The sequence below is a fragment of the Streptomyces coelicoflavus genome (genome assembly GCF_045041415.1).
In the GTDB taxonomy this organism is placed as follows: domain Bacteria; phylum Actinomycetota; class Actinomycetes; order Streptomycetales; family Streptomycetaceae; genus Streptomyces; species Streptomyces coelicoflavus.
The window spans coordinates 253,603-270,097 of record NZ_CP108219.1; the positions used below are offsets into that span (position 1 = coordinate 253,603).

The 16,495-nt window shown below is 70.4% G+C and carries 16 protein-coding genes; 8 read left to right on the forward strand and 8 right to left on the reverse strand.

From position 1 onward, the window contains the following. Positions 1-26: 26 nt before the first annotated feature. The 4 genes from OHA99_RS36855 to OHA99_RS36870 form a co-directional block, all read right to left on the reverse strand. The gene (locus OHA99_RS36855) at positions 27-1,424 is read right to left on the reverse strand and encodes an alpha/beta hydrolase (protein WP_331728081.1); all 1,398 of its coding nucleotides are present in this window, start codon (positions 1,422-1,424) and stop codon (positions 27-29) included. Positions 1,425-1,596: 172 nt separating this feature from the next. Continuing rightward, the gene (locus OHA99_RS36860; protein WP_331728084.1) at positions 1,597-1,944 is read right to left on the reverse strand and encodes a hypothetical protein; all 348 of its coding nucleotides are present in this window, start codon (positions 1,942-1,944) and stop codon (positions 1,597-1,599) included. After that, positions 1,941-2,570 (reverse strand): SigE family RNA polymerase sigma factor, encoded by a 630-nt coding sequence (locus tag OHA99_RS36865; RefSeq protein ID WP_331728087.1) that lies wholly within the window; start codon positions 2,568-2,570, stop codon positions 1,941-1,943. Before OHA99_RS36865 ends, OHA99_RS36860 begins: the two co-directional genes overlap by 4 nt. 298 nt (positions 2,571-2,868) lie before the next feature. After that, positions 2,869-3,681 (reverse strand): helix-turn-helix transcriptional regulator, encoded by an 813-nt coding sequence (locus tag OHA99_RS36870; protein ID WP_331728090.1) that lies wholly within the window; start codon positions 3,679-3,681, stop codon positions 2,869-2,871. A gap of 221 nt (positions 3,682-3,902) precedes the next feature. On the opposite strand from OHA99_RS36870, the gene OHA99_RS36875 reads away from it, so the two are divergent. Then, positions 3,903-4,640 carry an SDR family oxidoreductase gene (locus OHA99_RS36875; protein ID WP_331728092.1) on the forward strand — a complete coding sequence of 246 codons (738 nt, stop codon included), beginning with the start codon at positions 3,903-3,905 and terminating at the stop codon, positions 4,638-4,640. Between the two features lie 29 nt (positions 4,641-4,669). Here the strand turns inward: OHA99_RS36875 and OHA99_RS36880 are convergent, their stop codons facing one another. From OHA99_RS36880 to OHA99_RS36890, 3 genes are all read right to left on the reverse strand, one after another. Continuing rightward, positions 4,670-5,173 (reverse strand): hypothetical protein, encoded by a 504-nt coding sequence (locus OHA99_RS36880; protein ID WP_331728095.1) that lies wholly within the window; start codon positions 5,171-5,173, stop codon positions 4,670-4,672. A 10-nt stretch (positions 5,174-5,183) separates the two neighbouring features. Then, positions 5,184-6,335 carry a glycosyltransferase family 2 protein gene (locus OHA99_RS36885; protein WP_331728098.1) on the reverse strand — a complete coding sequence of 384 codons (1,152 nt, stop codon included), beginning with the start codon at positions 6,333-6,335 and terminating at the stop codon, positions 5,184-5,186. Positions 6,336-6,472: 137 nt separating this feature from the next. After that, positions 6,473-7,990, reverse strand: a complete 1,518-nt coding sequence (locus tag OHA99_RS36890) for a monooxygenase (RefSeq protein WP_331728102.1) — start codon at positions 7,988-7,990, stop codon at positions 6,473-6,475. Between the two features lie 62 nt (positions 7,991-8,052). Here OHA99_RS36890 and OHA99_RS36895 point away from each other — a divergent pair, with 62 nt between their 5' ends. Next, on the forward strand, positions 8,053-8,718 hold the full coding sequence (locus OHA99_RS36895) for a TetR/AcrR family transcriptional regulator (protein ID WP_331728105.1): 666 nt from the start codon (positions 8,053-8,055) through the stop codon (positions 8,716-8,718). Between the two features lie 62 nt (positions 8,719-8,780). Here the strand turns inward: OHA99_RS36895 and OHA99_RS36900 are convergent, their stop codons facing one another. After that, complete coding sequence (locus OHA99_RS36900; RefSeq protein ID WP_331728239.1) at positions 8,781-10,028, reverse strand: FAD-dependent monooxygenase; 1,248 nt, start codon at positions 10,026-10,028, stop codon at positions 8,781-8,783. Positions 10,029-10,098: 70 nt separating this feature from the next. Between OHA99_RS36900 and OHA99_RS36905 the strand changes: the two genes are divergently transcribed. The 6 genes from OHA99_RS36905 (at position 10,099) to OHA99_RS36930 (ending at position 15,831) form a co-directional block, all read left to right on the forward strand. Next, on the forward strand, positions 10,099-10,722 hold the full coding sequence (locus OHA99_RS36905) for a TetR/AcrR family transcriptional regulator C-terminal domain-containing protein (protein ID WP_331728108.1): 624 nt from the start codon (positions 10,099-10,101) through the stop codon (positions 10,720-10,722). 87 nt (positions 10,723-10,809) lie between these two features. Then, the gene (locus tag OHA99_RS36910; RefSeq protein ID WP_319710538.1) at positions 10,810-11,256 is read left to right on the forward strand and encodes an SRPBCC domain-containing protein; all 447 of its coding nucleotides are present in this window, start codon (positions 10,810-10,812) and stop codon (positions 11,254-11,256) included. Positions 11,257-11,647: 391 nt separating this feature from the next. After that, positions 11,648-12,580 carry an ATP-binding cassette domain-containing protein gene (locus OHA99_RS36915; RefSeq protein WP_319710535.1) on the forward strand — a complete coding sequence of 311 codons (933 nt, stop codon included), beginning with the start codon at positions 11,648-11,650 and terminating at the stop codon, positions 12,578-12,580. Continuing rightward, positions 12,580-13,464: an ABC transporter permease gene (locus tag OHA99_RS36920; RefSeq protein ID WP_240469244.1), complete on the forward strand. Its 885-nt coding sequence runs from the start codon at positions 12,580-12,582 to the stop codon at positions 13,462-13,464. The genes OHA99_RS36915 and OHA99_RS36920 overlap by 1 nt, the downstream gene beginning before the upstream one ends. A gap of 79 nt (positions 13,465-13,543) precedes the next feature. Then, on the forward strand, positions 13,544-14,248 hold the full coding sequence (locus OHA99_RS36925) for a response regulator transcription factor (RefSeq protein ID WP_164139103.1): 705 nt from the start codon (positions 13,544-13,546) through the stop codon (positions 14,246-14,248). 137 nt (positions 14,249-14,385) lie between these two features. Then, the gene (locus OHA99_RS36930; RefSeq protein WP_405699183.1) at positions 14,386-15,831 is read left to right on the forward strand and encodes a sensor histidine kinase; all 1,446 of its coding nucleotides are present in this window, start codon (positions 14,386-14,388) and stop codon (positions 15,829-15,831) included. Positions 15,832-16,495 lie beyond the last annotated feature (664 nt).

Sequence of the window (16,495 nt, forward strand, 5' to 3'; positions counted from 1 at the left end):
CTGTTCCGCAGGCCGCCGCACGCCGGTCAACGCCCTGAGCCCGTGCCGGGTACGTGGTCGACGGACACCCGCCCCGGCCGTCCCTCGCCGGGGAACGGGCGGTCTCCCGTGAGGTAGGGCGTCAGGTCGTCCCGGCCGCGCAGGAACCTCTGGAAGAAGGCCGACACCCGGTGGGTCGTCACGAGCCGCTGGTAAGCCGCCGTGATACGGGGCTGGTCGACCTGAGTCCGGTCACGGTCCTCGTACTGCGACAGGCAGGTGCCGGGAGCGCTGCCCGGCACGGCGTCGTCCCGGGAGGCCACCTGGCCGCTGTCCGGTGACCACTGCCGGTTGTAGAAGTCGTGGTTGCCGCCGGTCAGGGTGTACTTGAACGCCGGGAACCGGGTGGTGGCACGGTTGTGCTCGAAGTACGACCCGGTGTTCACGGCGTCGCAGGTGCCCCACATGACGGCGAAGGGGACCCCGGTCACCGCTTCGAAGTCCCAGGTGGCCGTGGGCGCCAGCGTGAACGCGGCGGCGATGCGCACCCCGTCGGGCAGGGCGCGCGGGTTGTCGTCGGACACCTCCTGCATGACGCCGCCGCCGCCCATCGAGTGCCCCAGCAGCCCGACGTGCTCCAGGTCGAGATGCCCCCGGAAGTCCACCGGGTCCGGCCGGCCGGTGGCCGTGTCGGTCAACGCGTGCGCCAGTGGCCCGTCCCCGCGCGTCGCCAGGCGCTGCCACAGCTCCAGATGGTGCTCGACCAGCAGCGCCCGGGCGCGGTAGGCCGTGGGCGCCTGACCACCCTCCGTCGAGTTGAGGCCGTTGACCCCGACGGACACCACGACGAACCCCCGCGCCGCCAGTGCGCGCGCCAGGTAGTCGTAGCCGGTACTGCTCGGGATCGGCCGCGTGCCCGTGGCGCACGGCCACGCCCACAGCTTGCCGGCCGCGCGCTCGATGACGGCGTTCTGCCGCTCGACCTCCGCCTCGTCCCCGGCCGCCTCGGCCCGGTCGCGGGCCCGGACGGCCCGCGCACGCTCCGCCGCGGCGTCCGCGTCGGCACACGTCTCCCACGAACCGTGCTGCATGACGACCAGGGGAAGAGCCCGGCGGCCGAGGTCGGCCGGACGGTACACCGTCGCGGCGACTTCCGCGCGGCCCTCGTACCCCAACTCGGGGGGCGGGGCGAAGGCCTGGTCCCCCAGGTCGTAACGGGACTCCCGGACGACGGCACCCTGCCGCGCCGCCGAGGCCGTGCCGTACGTGCCTTCCGGCCGCTGTGCGGGGCGTGGCCCGGCGGAGGCCGTTCCGGCGAGCGGCAGCACCCCGAGCAGGGTGGCGGCGGCCAGCAGCGGCAGCGCCCCGCGGCGCAGCCTCGCCCCCGCTCGGCGGGGGGACGGGGACGGTTCCGGACTCCTCCGGGAGGTCGTTCCAACGGGCACAGTGCTTCTCCTGCCGTGTCGTGGACGGTGCGAGGCGGGCGGCCGGCCCCGTGCCGCCGAGGCCGGGCGGGCCGCACTTCCACAGACGTGCCGGACGCCTGCGGGTTGCGGGTGGAACGAGATCGGGTGGGACGAGGCCGGGTGGGACGGCACCGCTCAGCCCGCCCTCGGCTCAGCCCGCCTTCGGCTCAGGCCCCTCGGGCCTCGGCACGTCGGTGGACGGAGTCGGGGCGGCGCTCGTCGCGGGTGTCGCCGAGGGCCGGTGCGGCGCCGGGGCCGGCGTCCGGGACGGGGCGGGCACCTGGGCGGGTGAGTGCTCGGGGGCGTCCGACAGCATCAGCATCATCGCCGCCAGCGCAGCCGCGAGACCGAGCAGACCCGCCGCCTTCACGCCCCGGCGCAGCATCCTGACGAGCGGCCCACCGGCCGACGGCGGCAGCGGAGGACGCAGGTCTCGGTACGTCACCGAGGCCGCCCGGGCCTCCAGTGCCTCACGCAGTCGCTGCTCCGGCCCGGTCATGAAGCTTCCTCCAGCCTCCGCGCCAGGGCGGCGAGTCCCCGGCTCGCGGTGGACTTCACCGTGCCGCGGGACAGGCCGAGGGTGTCCGCGATCTCCACCTCGGACAGGTTGGACCAGTACCGGAGAACGATCACCTGGCGCTGACGGGCAGTGAGCCGGCGCAGCGCGTCCAGCACTTCCCGGTGCTCCTCCCGCAGCAGCACCTCCTCCTCCGGCGGCGGCGCGGGCGTCGTGCGGGGCGGCACGTACGACCGTACGGTCCGCCGACGGCGCAGTACCGAGCGGGCCGAGTTGACCACGCAACGGCGCAGGTACCCCTCGGGGTTGTCCAGCCCCGCCAGGCGGGGCCCGTAACGCCGGTACACGGCGGTGAAGGCGTCCTGCACCACGTCCTCGGCGGTGGGCACGTCGTCCACGAGGAGCACGGCGAGCCGCACGAGTTCGAGTCGCCGGTGGTGGTAGAGCGAGTCGATGTCCTCGCAGCCGGAGCCGGAGCCGGAGCCGGAGCCGACGTCCAGTACAGGTGGCACGGGCACGGCGCCCGCCCGGCCGTCGGCGACGCGCCGCAGCAGCCTGCGTATGCCCTGGGCAGGGTGTACGGGAACGAGGAGAGGTGTCGCGGACATTCAGCGACCGGCGGTGCCCGGGACGGGGCGGGTCGGCGCCGGGTTCCCGGACACGGAGTCGGCCTCGGCCACGGGCCGGTCGGCTGGGGGCCGGGGTGGCAGGACCCGGCGCGTTCGGTCGGACAACGTCATCCTCGAATCTGTCGGCGAAGAAGATCCCGAGGCAGAGCCCTGGGCCCTTCGCCCTGACAGACGTCCGTGAGCCGCCGGGGTTGCGGGCCACCGCACACGACTTTCGCTCCCGGCCCGACGGCTGCGGGTGAAGCCTGCCCACGGCAGGGCTGATGCGATTCGCCGGTCACGGCTGCGCTTCGGTCGCGGGGGCGCTGCTGTCGACATAGACGACCAGCGTCTGTTCCGGTTGTTCGGCCAGGTGAAAAGCGGTGTACGCGTAATCGATCGCACCCCGTTGAGGGTGTCGTAGCCGTTTCCGACCGCTGTGCCGGGCCTGCACCTCGTACTGCGGCCACCAGTCCCGCACCTCTGGGCTGCCCTCGTTCAGGTCCTCGATCAGTCGGGTGTACCGCGGGTCGCCGGAATGGCGTGCCGCCAGCGTCCGAAGCCGGCCGAGCAGGCCGCGTGCCTCGGGTTCCCAGTCGATCAAGATGTCCCGGGCCACCGGTTCGAGGAACACCCAGCGGGCGAAGTTGGCGGGTCGGTCCGCCTCAGTGATGAGCCTCGGGAACAACTCGTGGGCTGCCTGGTTGTGACTGAGGACGTCGTAGTTGCCGCCGATGATGTACGCCGGGTTCGGCTGGAGCAACAGGGGGACGGCACCCGCCTCGGCCGTCAGCGGCTCGGGTTTCTCGGCTTCGGCCACGGGCGCGTGACCGGCGAGCTGGAGAAGATGATCGCGCTCGTGCCGGTCGAGCCGCAGCGCCACCGCGAGGGCGTCGAGCACCTGTGCGGAGGCGCGAATCCGTCGCCCCTGTTCCAGGTACGTGTACCAGGTGGCACTGATCCCGGCCAACAGTGCCAGCTCCTCTCGGCGAAGTCCCGGAGTCCGACGGCGGCCGGTCTGGGGCAGGCCCACCTCGTCAGGGGTCAGGCGCTCTCTCCGGCTGCGCAGGAATTCACTCAGCTGACGGCGTTGGTCCGGCTGCGTGGGCATGACGGGCACCTTCAGTTCCAGAATAAACACGGTCTGGATACCAGGCTATTCCCCCCGGAGACTGGTGTGCGAACAGGGGCCGCGGCATGACCGACGGCCTCACACGGTCACACCGGCACCCGGCCGTCCGGTCCGCAACGGCTTTCCTGACGCTCCTTGAGGCCCGCTGCCGCTCGGCATCCCGGGCCCCGCACCGGTGCCGAAGACGGAGAGGGAAACTCATGTCCGGAATCAAGGGCAAAGTGGTGGCGATCACGGGAGCGAGCAGTGGCATCGGCGAGGCGACGGCACTGCTGCTCGCCGAACGCGGCGCCCGACTCGTCCTCGGCGCACGCCGGTCCGAACGCCTGGCGGAACTGGTGGCCCGGATCGAGAGGGCAGGCGGCACGGCCGTACAGATCCGCACCGATGTGACCCGACGGGACGACCTGCAGGCCCTGGTCGCGCTGGCCAGTGAGTGCTTCGGCCAACTCGACGTACTCGTCAGCAATGCCGGAGTCGGCACCATCTCGCCGCTCGACGATCTGCGCGTCGAGGAGTGGGACCACATGGTCGACGTCAACGTGAAGGGAGTGCTGTACGGGATCGGCGCCGCGCTGCCGGTCTTCCGGGCGCAGGGAACGGGCCACTTCGTCACCACCGCCTCCACGGCCGCGTTTCGCATCGCGCCGACCATGGCTGTCTACGCCGCCACCAAGTTCGCGGTCCGGGCCCTCTGCGAAGGACTCCGCCAGGAAGCCGGCGACTCCCTGCGGGTGACCACCGTCTCACCCGGTGCGACTGCGACCGACTTCGCCGAGGCGTCAACCAACACCCGGGTCAGAGCAGAGATCACGAAAATGCGGGACGACATCGCGATCCCGCCCGACGCGATCGCCCGGGCCATCGCTTTCGCGATCGAACAGCCCGCCGCGGTCGATGTGAACGACATCGTCGTCCGGCCCACCGCACAGAACTGACCTCCCCCGCACTTCCGGTATCGACCCCGCTACCCACGGAAGTCTTGATAACCGTATGACGCAGGACAGGGACGGCGATACAGCGCTACGGAATCTCCCTCGCTCACCGTCCTTCTGCACAGCGGTGGCACATTGATGCTGTCCCAATGGACGGTGATGCCGACCCGGTGCCCCAAACGTCTGTGCCACATGCGGTGCGACAACTCCGAGGAGTCGTCTTCTGACTCCTCGTCCAGATCGAAGGAGTGGTCGACCGGTTGCTGCGGGCCGGAGAATGTGATGGGCGGGTACCCCTCGATCGATATTTCCAGGAACGGATGAAGATCGATCGATTCCGTACGCCTTCCGTTTTGGTACACGTCAAGATTCAGCCAGGCGCCGTAGTAACACAGAAGGTAAATGTTTCTCTGGTCGAGCAGTTCGACGGAGAGATCGTGTTTCACCTCTTCAAGTGTTCTCCGAACGTAATGAACATCCTTTTCTGTGCCACCCGGATGGACCCCGAAATTCAAGTCATAGAAACTGCGCAACATCGGTTCCTTGTCACGGGATTGAGGTACCGTCTTGGCTGAAGTATTTACGGACGCGCCTTCTCGCCGCAATCAGAGGCCGAGTGAATCGATTCTGATTCTCGGATTTACGCTTTGCCGTGTGGGTGTCAGAATTTAATGGCTTTGGTTTCGGCTTCGCGTTCGCCAGCAGCATTGTCAAAGCCGTGAGCTCCTCTGACTGTCCCTGTGTTATTAACTGGCAGCGCAGTTTGAAGAGAGGGGCCAGTTGGTCGATGAGCGTTTGCGGAAAGTACTCTCGCAACAGTTCGCCTGCCAGCTTCACGTGCGCATTTCTTGCATCGTCGGGCAGCTTTGCAAACCGTGCGTCGAAGCGGCCCAAGATCTCAAGCCGGAGCCACCGATTCAACAGCGATTCGAGTTGCGGACCTGGAGCGACATGATCCCTGGCAATCTTCAGTACGTTCCGCAGATTACTGTAGAACATGACTGGATCAGGCGTCTGATGAGTCAGATGTGGGAAATCCTCTCTCCGTACGAGATAGTAGCAGTCGTAGTCTGCCACCACGGAGATCGAGCGCGCTTTCAGGTAGGCAGGAACCACGAAGATCTGCTCTTCGGCGAGGCGGACGTTTTCCGCGAAGCGGAGGCCGTGCTCTTCTGTCATGGATCTTCGGAAGAGTTTGTGAGCGGTCAGGGACCAGATGGCATGGGTGGTGAAAACATCTCCACCCTCGACGCTCTTCCGGAACGGGGTTTCCGGTGCCTTCCTTCCGACTCCCTTTATTTTGCCCAGAACTACGTCCGAGTCGTTGCGTTCCGCCGCGGCGACCATGCGCTCCAGCGCCTCGATGCCCAGGAAATCGTCTGGATCGGCGAAGAACAGGTAATCGCCCTTTGCGAGTTCGATCCCGCGGTTTCGAGGGCCCCCGGGGGCGCCGGAGTTCTCCTGGTGCACGACGTGGAACCGATCCCTGCGAGGCTGAGCCCATGCGTCGAGCAATTCGCTGCTGCCGTCGGTGGACCCGTCGTCCACTGCGATGATTTCGAGGTTCTCGAAGCCGATCGACTGGTCCATTATTGACTGAAGGCACTCGGGCAGGTGATCTACTGCGTTGTACACCGGAATCACTACCGACACCGTGACGCGGTCGCCTCGGTGCCGACGCGACGGATCAGGGCTCATGTATCTCCTCCGAGGTGGGGCGCGCAGCGGTCGGTGATCCCCTTCACCCGGTACTTGGTCCGGCGCCACCCACCTGTTTCATCAGCGCCCCCGACAGCGCCCGCACGCGGCGCCGATGGCGCGGCCGACAGCGCCGTTCAGGAGGGCGTACCCGCCCACGCGGTCAGCGCCCGGACGCGCTCGTCGCCGCGTGCGCCGCCGTCGGTGGCACGGGTGGCCCAGGCAACGTGGCCGTCGGGGCGTACGAGGACCTCGGTCACTCCGTCGAGGTCCGCGTGCTCGTCGTACTTGTCGACGGCGACGGCCGTGACCCGCGGGCCCCAGCCCGCGTCGACGGACTCCCTGAGGGCCGGGTCCCCGGCCAGGGAGAGCAGAAGGAAACGGCCCTTGCAGAGCAGTTCGTACACCCGCGTCTCCTCCTCCCCACCGACGGTCGTCAGTCCGACGTCGGGCATGCGCCGGCCCACCAGCGGATCGGCGCCCGGCTCCGGTGACGGGTAGCTGGTGCCGAGTGCGGAGATCTGGTCGGCGAACCGGCGGTTGACCTCCGCCATGCCCAGCAACTGGTCGAGGAGATCGCGCAGGGCCGCGGCCGGGCGCCGGTACCGCGCGACCAGCGTCAGCTCCGCCAGCAGCGTCTGGACCTCGGTGTTCTCGGTCACCGACCGGCCGACCGGGCGGCGCTCACCGTCGTAGCCGTCCAGCAGTCCGGGAGGGGCCCAGCCGCCCACCACGGCGGCCAGCTTCCACCCCAGGTTCACGGCGTCCTGGAGCCCGGTGTTGAGCCCCTGCCCCGCCGCGGGGAAGTGGATGTGCGCGGCGTCGCCCGCCAGCAGGACGCGCCCCGAGCGGTAACTCTCCGCGAGCCGGGTGGCGTTGCCGAAGCGCGACAGCCAGACGGGCTCGGCGACGCCGCAGTCGGAGCCGGTGATCCGGGTGAGCGACGTACGGAACTCCTCCAGGCTCACCGGCTCACGGGCCGGCACCCGCATCCGCTCCGGATCCAGGTACACGAACCGGGTGACTCCTTCCTCCAGCGGCACGACGATCACGTCACGGGCCCGTGCGGCATCGAGGGCACCGGGCCGCGCGGCGACGACCCTGAAGTCCCCGAGTACGCCGGTCAGGGTCTCGTCGGTGCCGGGGAAGCCGATCCCCGCGGCCCGCCGCACGATGCTGCGCCCGCCGTCGCAGCCGACCGTGTACAGGCCGTGCGCGGTCTCGGTGCCGCCGCCGGGGGTGCGTACCTCCACCTCGACCCCGTCGCCGTCCTGGCGCACGCCGAGAACCTCGTGGCCCCGGCTGATCTCCACCCCCAGCTCCAGCGCCCGCTGTTCGAGGATCGCCTCGGTGCGCGCCTGGGCCAGGAAGAGGGTGTAGCCGTGCCGGGTGTCGAGGGCGCTGAAGTCCAGTTGGGTGCGCAGGCCCGCGAAGTGCCAGCCCGGCACGGCCCGGCCGAGCGGGAGGAACCGGTCGAGCAGCCCCCGCTGGTCCATCAGTTCCACGCTGCGCGGGTGCAGGCTCAGCGCCCGCGAGTCGCGCTGCGGTTCGGTGCGGCGCTCCAGGACCCGGGTCCGTACGCCCGCCAGGGCCAGCTCGCAGGCGAGCATCAGCCCGGTCGGGCCCGCTCCCACGACGATCACATCGATGCTCATCGGAGATGTCCTCTCATTAATGAACAGTGTTCACGTGAATGGTGTTCACTATAGTGAGGTCCATGAGCCTCCCGTCAAGCCGGACCAGAGGTCGGCCCGCCCGACTCGACCGGGCCCGCACCGTCCGGACCGCCCTCGACCTGCTGAACGAGTCCGGCCTCGACGCGCTGACCATGCGCCGGCTCGCTCAGGCGATGGACGTCCAGGCCGGTGCGCTGTACCGCTACTTCGCGGCCAAGCAGGACCTGCTCACCGCGATGGCCGAGCACATGGTCGACGGCATCGCCGACGCCGCCGGGCCGATGGGGGACGGCGACTGGAGCGAGAGAACGGCGCGCCTCGCCCGCGCACTACGGACGGCCCTGCTCGCCCATCGCGACGGCGCACGGGTCTTCGCCGGCACGCACGCGACCGGCCCGAACACCCTGGGCTTCGCCGACAGCCTCGTCGGCGTGCTGCGCGAGGCGGGCTTCGGCGACGAGGACGCGGCACGGGCGCTGTACTCCGTGGCCAACTTCACCGTCGGCCACACACTGGAGGAACAGGCCGCCCTCGCGCCGGGGGACACCGGCCCCGCCGAAGGGGCGGCCCTGCGCGAGGCGGTGGCGGCAGGGACCTATCCCCACCTCGCCGCGACCCTGCCGGTGCTCACCGGTACGGACTTCACGGCACACTTCGAGTTCGGGCTGCGACTGCTCCTGGACGGCCTGCGCGCCGTCCGGACGTGATCCCGGTGCCCCGTCGGGCGCCGTCGGCACGGTCGTAGTGCCGTCGTGGGGATGCGTCGCGGTCAGGCGGCCCGGAGTTCGGGGTAGTGCGGGAGCCGCCAGGCGCCGCCCCGGTCCTCTTTCGAGAAGCGGGTGGCCAGGTCGGGGACTCGGAGCCTGGTGGCCATGCCGGTGACGGTGAGGAACGCGTCGATCGCCCGCTGGGTCATGGGCATGGCGAGCTTCAGGAGGCGCGGGTTGACCTCGCCCTGGATCCCGTCGGTGAAGGGCCGCAGGGTGGTCTCGTACTGCGCCAGCGCGGCCGGGAGATCGTCCGGGCGCCGGTTGATCTCGCCGGCCAGGACGTGGGCGCCGACCAGGCCGCCGGAGGTTCCCATGCCGCTGTAGGGGGAGGCGCAGTGCGCGGCGTCTCCGGCGAGGACCACGCGGCCCCTGGACCAGGTGTCGGCGCGCACCTGGACGATCTCCTGGGAGTAGAAGAACGGACTCGTCCTCATGCCGTCGACGAAGCGCTCGGTCTGCCACCCGGCGTCGCGGAACCTGCTCGCCCAGAACTCCCGCTGCTTCTCGACGGGTTCGCGGTGGATCGCGGATGCCTGCGCGGAGTCCTCGCGCAGGACGAAGTACACCTGAGTCTCGGTCGGGTTGTGGCTGCGGCGCATGATCTGGCGGCCGCCCGGGACCATGCAGGTGTCGCGGACGTTGCTGTCGGAGGCGATGCGCGGGACGAACCAGTAGGCCATGTGGATGCCGACCCGCCAGTACGGGTCGGTGCCGTCCGGGAGGAGCGCCCGCCGCAGGCGTGAGCCCTGCCCGTCCGCGCCGACCAGGAGGTCGTAGGTCTCGGACGATCCGTCGGAGCAGTGGGCGACGACCTCGTGCTCGTCCTGGTCGAAGCCGTCCACGCTGGTGCCGTAGACGTACTCCACGTCGTCTCCGGTCGCCTCGTGGAGGATGCGCACCAGGTCGCCGCGCATGATCTCGTACTCGGACGTCAGGCTCTGCCGGCCCCGGCCGGAGGTGTTGGCCATGAGGGTCGCCCTCGGCCTGCCGCGGACGTCGAGGAAGGCGACGCCCGCCTCGTCGACGAGCTTGCCGCGGACGGTGTCGAGCAGCCCCATGCGCCGGACTGCCTCGATGCCCTGGCCCCGCAGATCGACCTGGGCGCCGGTGGCCCGCAGGTCCGGATACCGCTCCCGCACGGTCACCCGGTGACCCGCTCCGGCCAGCCAGTACGCCAGGGCGTGACCGGCGATGCCGCCGCCGGCCACGAGAACCCGCAGGGAGGTCGTCCCTGACCGCTTCGTCATTGCTCTCACCCCAAAATCTATCAGTGAATGATTGTTTTCCAGAGTCATCTATCGGCGATAGGTTGTCAACATGACCAAGATGAACCGGGAGACGGTGATCACCGAGGCGCTCGACCTGCTCGACGAGGTCGGACTGGACGGCGTCAGCACCCGGCGGCTGGCGAAGCGCCTGGGTGTCGAGCAGCCGTCGCTGTACTGGTACTTCCGCACGAAGAGGGATCTCCTGACGGCCATGGCGCAGGCCGCGATGGAGCCGCACGCGGCCGAACCACTGCCGCAGCCCGGCGAGGACTGGCACACCTGGTTCCTGGAGAACACGCGCAGTTTCCGGCGCACTCTGCTCGCCCGCCGTGACGGTGCTCGGCTCCACGCGGGCAGCAGACCCACCGCCGACCTCGACCGGATCCGCCGCAAGATGGACTTCCTCGTCGCGTCCGGTGTGCCCGAGCGCCCGGCCCAGATGGCGATGCTCGCATCCGGCCGCTTCACCGTTGGCTGCGTCCTGGAGGAGCAGGCGGAGACCGGTGCGGGTGACACGGCGGAACTCCCGCCCGGCGTACCGGAGATCGACCACGAGTCGGCGTTCGAGGCAGGGCTGGCCCTCATCACGGGCGGGCTGGCGCGGCATGTGGACGCGAGGCGGGCAAGCACACCCCGCTCAGCGCGCCCCGGCTCCAGTCACCAGGTCGGGTGACACGTCAGCGGTGCGGCCGTCACAGACATTGCTTCCGCGTTGACGGCACTTTGGTACGCCCCGTGTCGCTGGACTAGGTTGCGTCGAATGCGCACCGTCGAAGCAGTGGTGGACATAGAGGCGAGCCCACAGCAAGTGTGGGACGTGCTCACCGACTTCCCCCGCTACCCCGTGTGGACGACGTACATCCAGGAACTCGAAGGACATGCCGAGGTCGGCAACCGGTTGCGGCTCGTCATCGGGCCGCCCGACAAGAAGCCGTACGTCGTGAACGTACCCGTCCTTGATGCGACACCGGGTGTCAGGCTGGCGTGGGGCGCCGTGATTCCCGGCGCCGCCTGGATGCCCCGCACGATCTACACCGGTGTCCACGAGTTCCTGTTCTCGGACCTGCCCGGCGGCGGGACCAGACTGATGCACCGGGAGTCCTTCGGCGGGTTGCTGGCCCGCCTGGTCAAAGACGGCCCACGCGGAGGCGACGAGGGGTTCGATGCCTTCAACCAGGCACTCAAACGCCAGGTGGAGGCCTGGTGATCCGCCTTCCTCGTCCCTGACCCTGCGCGGACTTCCCCACGCACCGGAAGCTCCTCGGTGGCGCGTGTTTCTTCTGAAGGAGGCCGCGGGCGGCCACCAGGGCCAGTGCCGCTGCGGTCGCAGTGCCGGTGCTCCGGGCGCGCACGAGTCTTCCCCTTCTCGATGGCCGGAGATGCGGCCGATGTCCTGACAGGGCCGTGGGAGTTTCCTCACCGGCCGGCGAGCCTACCGTCCCTCAAGTCGGCACATAAAGCTCATTTCGGTCGCGCTCCTGCCAGTTTCTCCCATCCGGCTCACACGAACGCTCATCCCGCTCCCATCGGCTCCGGCAAGTCTGGATCTCGTCGCACCGTGCCGGTGCGGCTTGTCAAGGAGCGAGTCAGGAGAGCTGATGATCGAGGTTCGCGGGCTCACCAAGCGTTACGGCGAGGTCCTGGCCGTCAACGATCTGAACTTCAGCGTGCGTCCCGGCGAGGTGACCGGATTCCTCGGTCCGAACGGCGCCGGGAAGTCCACCACCATGCGGATGATCCTGGGCCTGGACGCGCCCACCTCCGGCACCGCCACCGTCGGCGGCCGCCCCGTGGCCGAGCACCCGGTGCCGCTGAAGGCCGTCGGGGCACTGCTGGACGCGAGTGCCGTGCTGTCCAGCCGGAGCGCGTACCACCATCTGCTGGCCCTGGCGGCGAGCAACGGGCTCCCGCGCAGCCGGGTCGACACCGTGCTGGAGGAAGTGGGGCTGTCGAATGTGGCACGCCGGGCGGCCGGAACGTACTCGCTCGGCATGCGGCAGCGGCTCGGCATCGCGGGCGCCCTGCTCGGCGACCCTCCGGTCCTCGTGCTCGACGAGCCCCTCAACGGGCTCGACCCCGAGGGAATCGTCTGGATCCGCAGGCTGATGCGGCGCATGGCGGCGGAAGGACGGGCCGTGATGATGTCCAGCCACCTGATGAGCGAGGTCGAACTCACCGTCGACCGCTTGGTCGTCGTCGGCCGGGGCCGGCTGATCGCGGACACCGGCATGGCGGAGTTCATCGCCTCGGTCGCGAGTCAGGAGGTCGTCGTCCGCACGCCCCAGGCGGTCCCCTTCGCAGGCCGGCTGGCCGCGGTCGGCGCCGCCGTACGCACGACCGCCGGGGACGGGAACGACGACGGGACCGGGCTGGTCGTGACCGGACTGGAGGCCGCGAGGATCGGCGCGCTGGCCGCGGCCACGGGAGTCGAACTGCACGAACTCGCCCCGCGTCAGACGTCGTTGGAAGAGGCGTTCATGGAACTGACCCGGGACAGCGTCGAGTACACCACCGAGGCGGAGGCCGCGTGATGAGCCAGGGCACTGTGGACAGCCGCAGGACACGACTGAAGCGGCCGGCGAAACCGCGCCGGGGTCTGCGCACGGTCCCGTCGGCCCCGGCCGGGCCCGCCGGCCGGGCGACGTTCGTCCACAGCCTGCGTGCCGAGTGGATCAGGCTGCGCACCATGCGCGCCACCCTGTACGTGGTCGTGGCCACGCTCGTCGCCGGGGCGGGTCTCGCCACGCTCAACGGATCGTCGGCCGGGGACGAGTACGCGGCCATGTCGGCCGCGGACAAGCTCATGTTCGACCCGCTGGCCACCAGCCTCAAGGGCGTCATCCTGGCGCAGCTCACCCTGGCGCTGCTGGGGGGTCTGGCCATCACCTCCGAGTACGGCAGCCGCACGATCGTCAGCACCCTGACCGCGGTCCCCCGCCGGGGCCGGGTGCTCGTCGCCAAAGCCGTCGTGCTCACGGCGATCGCGCTGCCGACCGGAATGCTGACGACCCTCGGCGGGTTCCTGGCCGGCCAGTCCGCGCTCGAGTCCTCGGGCGCCCCCTACGTGGCGCTCGGTGACCCGGGAGCGTGGCGGGCCGTCCTCGGCGGCGGGCTGTTCCTGACGCTCGCCGCGGTCCTCGGGCTCGCCGCCGGCATCATGATCCGCAGCACCACCGCCACGGTGACGACCCTCTTCGCCACGACACTGATCGTGCCCGCCCTCGCACCGTCCTTCCCCGGGACGCTGGCGAACTGGACGACGAAGTTCTGGCCGCCTTCCGCGGGCGGGCAGATCGTGACCGGATACCGGGACCCCGACCTGCTGAACCCGTGGCCGGGCTTCACCGTGATGGCAGGATGCGTGGTGGTTCTGCTGACCGCGGCGTTCCTCACCTTCCGCCGACGGGACGCGTAGCAGGATCGGTGCCCGACGACGACGATCGCGACGAGCCGTCGGTGCTGCGGTCGGCACGCACGAGCAGAACGGAACGGGCATGGCGGAACGGCTCCTGGTGGTCGAGGACGACACCACGCTGCGCGAACTCCTCTCGGCGAGCCTGCGGCTGGCCGGGTTCGAGGTACGGGCGGTCACGACCGGCGCCGAGGCGATGGAGGCGGTGCTGCACGACCCGCCCGACCTCGTCGTCCTCGACGTCATGCTGCCGGACTTCGACGGCTTCGAGGTCGTACGCCGCCTGAGCGGAGGCAGAAGCGGGGCACCGGCGCCGGCCGGCCCCCCGCCCGTGCTCTTCCTCACCGCCCGGGACGCCGCCGAGGACCGGATCAGCGGGCTGAGCGCGGGCGGCGACGACTACGTCACCAAACCGTTCAACCTGGAGGAGCTGATCCTGCGCATCCGGGCCATCCTCCGCCGCACCGCCGGCCGGCCGTCGGACGCCCACCTGGTCGTCGCAGACCTCGTTCTCGACCCCGAGGGCCATCACGTGACCCGCGGCGGGGTGCCGGTCCTGCTGTCCCCCACCGAGTTCAGCCTGCTCCGGGTGCTGATGGAACACGTCGGCCAGGTCCTGACGAGGCGTCAACTCTTGGACGCCGTATGGCACTACGACTTCGGCGGCGACGACAGCATCGTCGCCTCGTACATCAGCTACCTGCGGCGCAAGGTGGACACCGGCGAGCCCAAGCTGATCCACACGGTGCGCGGCACCGGCTACGTGCTGCGCAGGCCCGCGCCGTGAACGCCATGAGGAGGCTGAAGGGGCGAAGAAAGCCAAAGAGACCAAAGAGGTCAAAGGTACTTAAGGTACTGAAGCGGCTGAAGCGGCTGAGGGGCGCGACGGTACGCCGGGTCCGTGGGCTCTCGCTGCGCGGCCGGCTGCTCGTGATCACCCTGTTCCTGCTGACGGTCGCGCTGTTCGGCAGCACCGGACTCGCCGTCGACCAGCTCCAGCGAGGCCTCGTGGCGCAACTGGACGAGCGGGTCCGCGGTGTCGCCGAGGTGACCGCGCGGCTTCCCGCCCTGCCCCGGGCGGTCGGCGAGGACGACGCCTCTCAGGTGCGCGAGGCGGTGGAACTGCGGTGGGCGCGGGACGTGTACGTCGCCTACCTGACCCCCGACGGTCGCGTAGAGCGCCTGGTCCGTCCAGCCGTCCGGCAGCCGCCCGCACTGCCCCGCCTCGACAGCTCGGCGGTCGGCGACCGTTCAGGCGACCCGTTCACCGTGGAGAGTGAAGGCGGCGCGGCCGACTGGCGAGTGATCGCCGTACCGCGCGCCACCGGCACCGGCACCGGTGACCGCAGCGGCAGCGTGGTCGCGGCCGGCTCGCTCGGTGAGGTCGACGACTCCCTGCGGCACCTCGCCGGCCGCGTCCTGGTGCTCGACACGCTCGTCCTGGTGTTCCTGGGGTTCGCCGGGTGGTTCGCGGTACGCGCCGGTCTGCGACCGTTGCGCCGTATCGAGACCACCGCGGCGGCGATCGCGTCCGGGGACCTCTCCCGCCGGGTGCCGCAGCTGGCCGCCCCGCGCACCGAGCTGGACCGGCTGTCCACGGCGCTCAACGGCATGCTGGACCGGATCGAGGCGGGCGACGCCGCCCGCGCCGACTCCGAGCAGCGCATGCGCCGCTTCATCGCCGACGCGAGCCACGAGCTGCGTACCCCGCTCGCCGGCATCAAGGGGTTCACCGAGCTGTACCGCATGGGCGGCATGCCCGAGCGTGCCGACGTCGACGCCTCGATGGTCCGGATCGAGCGCGAGGCCGCCCGCCTGGTCGACATGGTGGAGGAACTCCTGCTGCTCGCCCGGCTCGACGAGCACGGCACCGCCGCCGCCCTCCCGCTGGACCTCACGCCGATGGACCTGCGCACCCTGGCCGTCGACGCGCTGCACGACCTGCGCGCTCTCGACCCGGGGCGGCCCGTCGCCCTCACCGGCCTCGGTGGCGGACGGCCCGGTGCCGCCCCCGTCCTCGGCGACGAGGCCCGGCTCCGCCGGGTCACCTCCAACCTCGTCGGCAACGCCGTCGCCCACACCCCGCCCGGCACACCGGTCCGCATCGGCGTCGGCACCGAGGACGGGCACGCCGTCCTCGAGTTCGCGGACGAGGGCCCCGGGATGACGGGCGAGCAGGCCGAGCGGGTCTTCAGCCGCTTCTACCGGGTCGACCGGGCACGCGCCCGCCCCGGGGAGGGCGGCGCCGGTCTGGGGCTGTCCATCGTCGACTCGCTGGTACGCGCCCACAACGGCCGCGTCGACCTCCGGACGGCGCCCGGCGCCGGTGCGACCTTCCGCATCCTGCTGCCCCGCGACATGTCGGAGTGACGCCCACGGGCCGGACGCGAGGAGGCCGCGCCGAACCTCTGTGCCCCCGGGACGGCCGGACCGGACCGCGGCGCTGATGTAACAGCCGGGCGCCGCTGCACCAAGTACCGGGTGAAAGGGATCACCGCCCCAGGAGGAACGGGTTCCCCTGATACCCGACCGGGCCGAAGAGCCCGAACGACGTGCGAGCCGGGCTGCGCCGCCCCGGCCCGACGCCGCCGGATTCGCCGTCATCTACTTCTACGAGGCGAACTTCGACGAGGTCCTCGGCTTCGTGACCAGGCGTACGGCCTGCCCTCACGTGGCCGCGGACCTCACCGCCGACATCTTCGTCGCCGCACTCCAGGCCTGCGCGAGATCCTCGACCTCGTCGCCGTCGACGGCCTCACCCCACCCACACCCCAACCCACCGCCCGCACACCCGGTTCATGGTTGCGGCGGTCAGCTCGACGAGCTGGGCGTACGGGCGAGGGTCCTCGAGGGGACGACCGCTGCGCCACGGGTGCTCTGCCCGAGGCTCCCGGGGCCCACTTTCGCTACCCGATGACGTTTCTCCGACGGGGAGGGCCTGGGCACCGTCCGCCTCGACCCGGCTCTGATCCACGAGGACGAGACGCTTCTCATCGTGGTGGGAACGCGAGAGGGCACCACGATCCGGTCGGTG